We start from the raw sequence: 7,636 nt of genomic DNA, 5'->3' as shown, positions 1-7,636 counted from the left end.
CGGCACGCCCGCCGGCGTCGACGGCACCCCGCCGCCCGGAGCCCGAGCCCGCCGGGCCCGGGGACCCCTGGGGCGCGCGGTCCGTCCGGCGCGCCCGCCGCGTCCTGCGACGCGGCCCGACGACCGGACCGCGCTCGCCTCCTCGGCACTGACGATGGTCGCGCTGGTCTGCCTCTGGACGGCGGCGCAGCTGCTGTTCCTCGGGGCGCTCTCCCACGAGCGCGCCCAAGAGCTGCTGTACCGCGACTTCCGGACCCAGGTGGCCTCAGCGACGGCGCCGATCGGGCCCATCGTGCCGGTCGGCGACCCCGTCGCGCTGCTCAGCGTCCCCCGCCTCGGCCTCCAGGAGGTCGTGGTCGAGGGCACCGCGTCGGGCGACACACTGGTCGGACCGGGCCACCGCCGCGACACCGTGCTGCCCGGTCAGGTCGGCACGTCGGTCGTCTACGGCCGCGCCGCGACGTACGGCGGACCCTTCGGCGACCTCACCGAGCTCCGGGCCGGCGACACCATCGAGGTGACCGGCGCCCAGGGCGAGGTGGCGTTCACCGTCCGCGGCGTGCGCCGGGCCGGCGACCCCCTACCGGCGCCCGCCGAGGAGGGGGCGGCCCGGCTGACCCTCGTGACCGCCGAGGGCGAGGGCCGGTTCGCCGCCATCGCCCCGGAGTCGGCGGTCTACGTCGACGCGGACGCGCGCGAGGGGTTCCCGGCCCCGCCGGGGCGCCCGCTCGCCGTGCCGGACAGCGAGAAGGCCATGGCGAGCGACGCCGGCGCGATGCCGCTGCTCGCCCTGCACCTCGCCCTGCTCGTCGCGCTCGTCCTCGGGGTCCTCTCCGCGCGCCAGCGCTGGTCGACCTACCTGGTCTGGGTCGTCGCCAGCCCCCTCGCCCTGGCGCTGTCCTGGGCGACCACCGACGTGGCCGTGCGGCTCCTGCCGAACGTCCTCTGAACCACCCCGCACCACCACCACCACCACCGCACCACCCACCTGAAGAAAGCGATGAGGAAATGTCAGTACGCAAGTCCCTCGCCGGCCTGGCCGCCGCGACCCTGACCGGGTCCGTGCTCGTGCTGTCGGCGACCCCGGCGTTCGCCGCGGACCCCGACGACACGACGTTCACGCCGGTCGCCGCCGACCTCGTCGGGGTCGGCTCCGACACCAGCCAGCGCGCGCTCAGGCTGCTCGCGGACAACTACAACGCCGGGTCGCCGGCCGCCCGGATCGCCAGCTTCGCGGCCACCGGCGGCGGCGAGATCACGCTGCCCTCCGGCGCGATCAAGCGCCCGAACGGCTCGGGTGCCGGCAAGGCCCTGCTCTACGGCGCCGGCAACAACGCTGACATCGACTTCGCGCGCTCCTCTTCGGGTCCCTCGACCGCAGAGGTCCAGGCCGGGCTGCAGAACTTCCCGTTCGCCCTCGACACCCTCGTGATGGCGGTCTCCGGTTCCGCGGCGTCCAACGCCCCGGCCAACCTCACCAAGGACCAGATCGTCGACATCTACGACGGCACCGTCACCAACTGGTCCCAGGTCGGCGGCAAGGACGGCCTCATCAAGCCGCTCATCCCGCAGGCCGGCTCGGGCACCCGCAGCTTCTTCACCTCCCAGCTGCAGGCCGCCAACGGCGGCGTCGCGGTGACCCTCGCCAAGTCGGTCGCCGAGGTCCAGGAGCACGACGACACCGCGATCAAGAACGACCCGAACGCCGTCGCGCCGTTCTCCGAGGGCCGCGCCGGCCTGCTCGGCCGCACCCTGCGCCTGCAGACCGGCTTCCGCGCCGACCGCGCGCTCTACAACGTCGTCCGCGGCACGGACCTGGCCGAGGCCGCGGTCCAGGGCGTCTTCGGCGAGAAGGGCTTCCTGTGCTCCGCCGACGCGCGTGAGCTGATCGAGGAGGCCGGCTTCAAGCAGCTCGCCACCTCGGATCGAGGCGGCGTCTGCGGCGTCGCGACCCAGAGCTCGACCAGCAACTTCACCCTCAACGAGGCCGTGGAGACGCGCCTGGCCCTGAGCGGCTCGAGCACCAAGGCCGGCTCGGCCACCCTGGTCGCCCAGGTCTCGGGCGCCACCGCCCCCCAGGGCACCGTCACCTTCACCTCCGGTGGCCGGACGCTGGCCACCGGTGTCCCGCTCGTCTCGGGCCGCGCGACCTACACCGCCTCGGGCCTCGACCTCGGCAGCCGCCAGTTCGCCGCCGAGTTCGTCCCGGCGCAGGGCTCGGCCTTCGAGGGCTCGACCGCGACCGCCTCGGTCGTCGTCAAGACCGGCTCCAAGATCACCGAGTCCTTCCCGGCCAAGGTCGCCAAGGGCAAGAAGGCCGCCGGCACGGTCACCGTCACGCTCACCGGCGCCGGCAGCACCGCCACCGGCAAGGTGATGATCAAGAAGGGCGCCAAGACCCTGAAGTCGGTCGCCCTGAAGGCCGGCAAGGCGAAGATCACCGTGAAGCTGCCCAAGGGCAAGCACACCCTGAAGGCGGTCTGGGGCGGCAACGGCGTCGCCGTCGGCTCCAGCAAGTCCTTCACCATCACCCAGAAGTGACCCACCGGGCCGGGCGGTCGTCACCGACGACCGCCCGGCCCGTGTGCTCGACCAGCGAGGACCCGCCCCACCATGACCGACTCGACCACCACCGACGAGACCACCGTCCTGCCGCCCGTCGCGCCCGTGCACCCCGGTGCCGCCGGACCCCTGGCCGAGCTGCAGGCCCGCGACATCACCGCCTGGTTCGGTGACCGCAAGGTGCTCGACCGGGTCTCGCTGACGATGCCCGCCGGAGGCATCACCGCGCTCATCGGCCCCTCCGGCTGCGGCAAGTCGACCTTCCTGCGGATCCTCAACCGCATGCACGAGCTGGTCCCGAGCGCCCGCCTGGCCGGCGAGGTCCTCCTCGACGGCCAGGACGTCTACGACCCCGACCGGCGGCTCATCGACGCCCGTCGAGCGATCGGGATGGTGTTCCAGAAGCCGAACCCCTTCCCCGCGATGTCGATCCGGGAGAACGTCCTCGCAGGCCTGCGCCTCACCGGCACGCGCGCCTCGCGGTCGGTCAAGGAGGAGCTCGTCGAGTCCTGCCTGACCAAGGCCGGGCTGTGGACCGAGGTGCGCGACCGCCTCGACGCCCCCGGCGGCGGCCTCTCCGGCGGCCAGCAGCAGCGGCTCTGCATCGCTCGCTCGCTCGCGGTCAAGCCGCGGGTGCTGCTCATGGACGAGCCGTGCTCCGCGCTGGACCCGACCTCGACACGCGTCATCGAGGAGACCATGCTGGAGCTCGCGAGGGAGGTCACCATCGTCATCGTCACGCACAACATGCAGCAGGCGGCACGTGTCTCGAGCACGTGCGCGTTCTTCCTCGCCTCCCACGGCACCCCGGGCGTGATCGTCGAGCACGGCGACACCCGGGCGATGTTCTCCTCCCCGCGCGACCAGCGCACGAGCGACTACGTCAACGGCCGGTTCGGATGACCGGTCGCGTCCGCGCGCTGCCTGCGGCTCTCGGGTTCCTGCTCGCCCTCGCGGTGCTCTCCGGCACCGCGTTCTGGGCCCAGCAGCGGGTGCTCGACCCGGCCAGCAACCGGCCTGCGGACGCGACCACCCGGTCACCGGGCGGAGCAACGGAGGCGCCGGAGGCCGTGCTCGCCCCGGAGCGATCGGCCGGGACCGCGCGCGGCGCCGCTCGCACGGCCGCCGGCGGCGTACCCGTCGTCGACCCGGCGTGGGCCGCCACCACCGCCGAGCGCGCGGGCATCCCGCTGCCGGCCGTGACGGCGTACGGCCGGGCGAGCCTGATGGCGCCCGACGACTGCGCGCTCGGCTGGACCACGCTCGCCGGCATCGGCTGGGTCGAGTCCCAGCACGGCACCATCGACGGCCGCACGATCGGCGAGGACGGCCACTCCTCCGAGCCGATCCTCGGCCCGGTCCTCGACGGCCGCAGGTTCGCCGCGATCCCCGCCACGCCGCGCTCCAGCCGCTGGCACGGCAACCCCGACTGGGACCACGCCGTCGGGCCGCTCCAGTTCATCCCGTCCTCCTGGGACCGGTGGTCCGCCGACGGCGACGGTGACGGCGAGGAGGACCCCAACGACCTCGACGACGCCGCCCTCGCCGCGGCCCGCTACCTGTGCGCCGACGGCCACGACCTCACCACTGGTGCCGGGTGGTCGGCGGCGGTCTTCTCCTACAACCACAGCGAGGAGTACGTCGCCGCCGTCCACGCCGCCGCCACCACCTACGCCGAGAGGACGGCCTGATGCCGACGTTCAGCGCCGAGGAGATCACCGAGGCCTACGCCGGCTTCCAGCAGCAGGTCGCCGGCTTAGCCGCGAGCGGTGACTGGCACGGCTACGCCGACCTGTTCACCGAGGACGCGACGTACGTCGAGCACGCCTACGGCACCTTCCGCGGTCGCGAGGAGATCCGGCGGTGGTCGGTCAGGACGATGACGAGCTTCCCCGGCCGGCTGATGACCGGTTTCCCCATCGCCTGGCAGACCGTCGACCTCGAACGCTCCCGACTCATCTGCGAAGTCGGCAACCCCATGCCCGACCCCGGCGACGGCTCGCACCACTCGGAGTCGAACCTGACGATCATGACCTACGCCGGCGACGGCCTGTTCTCCCGCGAGGAGGACGTCTACAACCCGCTCCGATTCCTCCGGACGACGCTGCGCTGGGCGGCGATCGCCGAGGCGCACGGCCGGCTCGACGACGAGGGACGGGCGTACGTCGCGGCGTACGGCGGGAGCCCGACGGCCGGCTGACAACCGTCAGCCGGCCGGGCGAGGCCGCGCATTCACCCGGTGTTCGGCCGGGATCGGTACAACCGGCCCGGTGCGGGTGCTCGTGGAACCGGTGGGCTGGGTCCTGGTCGTCGTCGGCCTGGTGCTGCTCCCGCTGCCTGGCCCGGGGCTGCTGCTGCTCGTGGCTGGTCTCGTGGTCCTCGCCGAGCGGTACGACTGGGCGGACCGGCAGCTGCGCCGCGCCCGCGCGGTCGCCGGTCGGCACGCGGTCAGCAGCCCGGTCCGGTCGGCACTGAGCATCGCCAGCACCCTCGTCCTCGCCCTCGCCGGCCTGCTGTGGATCTGGCCGGCCTGGTCGTGGCTGCCCGGCGGTCCGTGGGCCGGCGTCGCCCAGCTCGTCTCCGGCCTCGGGGCCTTCGTGCTGCTTCTCGTCGAGCGCCGCGGACACACCCGTCGGGCCCGGGGTCTCGAGCCGGAGTTGCGTCGTTCTGGGATGATGGACGCCATGGAACCCGCCAGCGCCCCACCGCCGGGAAGCGAGTCGTGAAGGGTGCGGCCCGGCGCGTGACCCTCGAGGTCGTCGGCTGGCTGCTCGTCGTGGCGGGCATCGCGGCGCTGGTGCTGCCCGGGCCCGGGCTGCTCATGCTCTTCGGCGGGTTGGCGGTGCTCAGCCAGCAGTACGAGTGGGCCGAGCGGCGGCTCGACCCGGTCAAGTACCGCGCGCTCAAGGGCGCTGCCGAGTCCGTCGAGACCCCGCTGCGGATCGTCCTCTCCGCGTCCGGCGCGGTGCTGCTCGTCGCTGCGGGCGTCCTGTGGATCATCAAGCCCGACGTGCCGTCGTGGTGGACCCTTCCGGACTCCCTCTGGCTCCCCGGCGGCCTCGCCACCGGCATCACCCAGATCGTCTCCGGCCTCGTCGCCCTGGCCCTGGTCGTCTACAGCTACCGCCGCTTCCACGGCAACCCCGAGGCCGTCGCCGCCCTCGAGCGCGACATCGACCGCGTCGACCGCACCGCCTGACGCGCCGGGCTTCGGCGCGGCGGCGGCCGGGGGGACTCGAGAACGGGTCTCCGGGCCGTCGTCAGACGGGCAGAACCCGCCTCGCAGGCGCGTCTTCGCAGGTCGGCGTCGCTGGATCGGCAGTTGTGCCCGCCCGTCGACGGCGGGGCGGCTGCCGTGCCGCCCGGGTCAGGGCAGGGAGCAGAGGATCGGGACGGGGAGGATGTCGCAGAGGGGGTCGAGCGGGCTGCCGCCGCCCTCGCAGGGGTCGGCGGTGGCGCTGGCGGTCGGGCTGGACGACGGCGTCGGCAGGCCCGGGGCGCCCGGCAGACCCGGCGTGCTCGGGGTGCTCGTCGGGCTCGGCGACGGGGAGCAGGACGGGCTGGGGCTGACCGTCAGGGTCGCGGTCGGGCCGCCGGTGGTGGGGGTGGCGGTCGCGGTGGCGAGGTAGCGGCAGTCCTCGAGGTCCTGGCGGGCGGCGGCGCGGTCGGCCCGGGCCTGGACGAGGTCGGCCTTGGTGCGCTTCTTCGCGGCCTTGCGGTGCTCGAGCTTCTTCTTCGCCTTCGCCCGCTGCTTCGAGCCCTTCTCGGTCCTCTGGTAGGCCTTCCGCGCCTTCTTCACGTTCGCCGACTTCTTCGCGAGCTGCTGCTCCAACCGGCCGACGCGCGAGACCTCGTCGTCGTAGGTGTTCTGCTCGGCGATGCACCCGGGCGGTGCGGCCGAGGCGGTCGCGGTGCCGGCGGAGGTGAGCAGCACGGCGCCGCCGACGACGGAGCCGACCAGAAGGGCGACGGCCGCGAGCGCGGTCAGGAGCGGGCGGAGGGCGGGGTGCGACATGGCGACTCCTGAGCGATGCGGGCGGTCGTCGGTTACAACGAGCAGGAGCCGTCCAGGTTAGGTGCGCGGTGTGCCGGAGATCACCCCTCACATGGGCGCCGGCGACCGGAGATCGTCCGGAGCACCCGCTCCGAGGCGGTAAGATTTCCGGCGGAGCGGCCCGGCTGACCATCCGCCGGCTGATCGCGCTCCGCCTCATCGAACAGACCCTCACGCGGTCGTCCCGCCAACGGCGGGCCGGCCGCGTCGTACGTGCGCGCCATCCGCGCACCAGAACGGACGGACTGCAGTGCCTCTCGAGCTCACGACCCTCATCGGGCTCGCCGCCACCCTCCTCGCCTTCGGCTACACCGTGCCGCAGTTCCGCAAGCTGCGTCGCACGACCTCTGCGGCCGGGGTGAGCATCGCCGCGCTCGGCTGCTCGAGCATCAGCAACGTGGCGTGGACGGCGTACGGCACGTTCGAGCGGGACGTCTGGGTCGCGCTGCCCGCCGCGGTGAGCATCCCGGCGACGGCGGGCGCGCTGGTCCTCGCGTGGCACCGGGGCGGCTCCCGCGAGCGGCTGTGGCTGCCGGTCGTCTGGGCCGCGGTCGTGTCGAGCGCCGCGCTGTCCACCTTCTGGGTCGGGCACGGCCCGGTGACGGTCGTCCTCGGCTGCTCGGTCGCGCTGCTCGTCACGCCGGCGGCGCTGACCGCGTGGCGCAGCGCCGACGTGACCGCCATCGCGGTGTCCGGCTGGGTGATGCTGGTCGTCGACGCGCTGCTGGCGGGGGCGTACGGCGTGCTGGCCGGCGTGGACGCGAACGTCATCTACGGCGCCGTCGCCGTCACCGGCTCGCTGGCCGTCCTGCTGCGCGTCGGCGTCCCGCCGCACGTCCACGCCCGCCTGGTCCGGCTGCCCGCGCCGGCCGGCCCGCTCGGTGCCACCGCCCACGTCACCCCCGGCGTCACCGCCGACGAGCTCAGCCTGGTCGCCTGACCTGCGCCTGACCTGCGCCTGACCTGCGCCTGACCTGGGCTTGACCGGCAGGACCCGGCACTGTCGGGGCCGGGTGGCAT

At 74.0% G+C, this 7,636-nt stretch carries 9 protein-coding genes; 8 read left to right on the top strand and 1 reads right to left on the bottom strand.

Annotation, left to right across the window (positions count from 1 at the left end; translation table 11 throughout):
• From H7344_RS15835 to H7344_RS15805, 7 genes are all read left to right on the top strand, one after another.
• Positions 1 to 949 (top strand): sortase (locus tag H7344_RS15835; protein WP_222130752.1); only part of this gene is annotated, 949 nt, incomplete at its 5' end.
• Between the two features lie 59 nt (positions 950 to 1,008).
• The gene (locus H7344_RS15830; RefSeq protein WP_186346968.1) at positions 1,009 to 2,541 is read left to right on the top strand and encodes a substrate-binding domain-containing protein; all 1,533 of its coding nucleotides are present in this window, start codon (positions 1,009 to 1,011) and stop codon (positions 2,539 to 2,541) included.
• 72 nt (positions 2,542 to 2,613) lie between these two features.
• On the top strand, positions 2,614 to 3,465 hold the full coding sequence (locus H7344_RS15825) for a phosphate ABC transporter ATP-binding protein (protein ID WP_186346967.1): 852 nt from the start codon (positions 2,614 to 2,616) through the stop codon (positions 3,463 to 3,465).
• Positions 3,462 to 4,253 carry a lytic murein transglycosylase gene (locus H7344_RS15820; RefSeq protein ID WP_186346966.1) on the top strand — a complete coding sequence of 264 codons (792 nt, stop codon included), beginning with the start codon at positions 3,462 to 3,464 and terminating at the stop codon, positions 4,251 to 4,253. Before H7344_RS15825 ends, H7344_RS15820 begins: the two co-directional genes overlap by 4 nt.
• Complete coding sequence (locus H7344_RS15815; RefSeq protein WP_186346965.1) at positions 4,253 to 4,762, top strand: nuclear transport factor 2 family protein; 510 nt, start codon at positions 4,253 to 4,255, stop codon at positions 4,760 to 4,762. The genes H7344_RS15820 and H7344_RS15815 overlap by 1 nt, the downstream gene beginning before the upstream one ends.
• 70 nt (positions 4,763 to 4,832) lie before the next feature.
• Positions 4,833 to 5,288: a PGPGW domain-containing protein gene (locus H7344_RS20815; RefSeq protein ID WP_186346964.1), complete on the top strand. Its 456-nt coding sequence runs from the start codon at positions 4,833 to 4,835 to the stop codon at positions 5,286 to 5,288.
• Between the two features lie 17 nt (positions 5,289 to 5,305).
• Positions 5,306 to 5,761 (top strand): PGPGW domain-containing protein, encoded by a 456-nt coding sequence (locus H7344_RS15805; protein WP_229706981.1) that lies wholly within the window; start codon positions 5,306 to 5,308, stop codon positions 5,759 to 5,761.
• A gap of 168 nt (positions 5,762 to 5,929) precedes the next feature.
• Here H7344_RS15805 and H7344_RS15800 read toward each other — a convergent pair whose 3' ends face one another.
• Positions 5,930 to 6,577: a flagellar export protein FliJ gene (locus H7344_RS15800; RefSeq protein ID WP_186346962.1), complete on the bottom strand. Its 648-nt coding sequence runs from the start codon at positions 6,575 to 6,577 to the stop codon at positions 5,930 to 5,932.
• Between the two features lie 289 nt (positions 6,578 to 6,866).
• Here H7344_RS15800 and H7344_RS15795 point away from each other — a divergent pair, with 289 nt between their 5' ends.
• A complete protein-coding gene (locus H7344_RS15795; protein ID WP_186346961.1) occupies positions 6,867 to 7,556 on the top strand; it encodes a SemiSWEET family transporter in 690 nt (229 codons plus the stop codon).
• Positions 7,557 to 7,636 lie beyond the last annotated feature (80 nt).

Origin of the sequence: Nocardioides deserti (genome assembly GCF_014266025.1) — a bacterium.
GTDB lineage: Bacteria > Actinomycetota > Actinomycetes > Propionibacteriales > Nocardioidaceae > Nocardioides > Nocardioides deserti.
The sequence above is the reverse complement of the archived record's forward strand: the minus strand, read 5'-3'. Positions and strand labels throughout refer to the sequence as shown.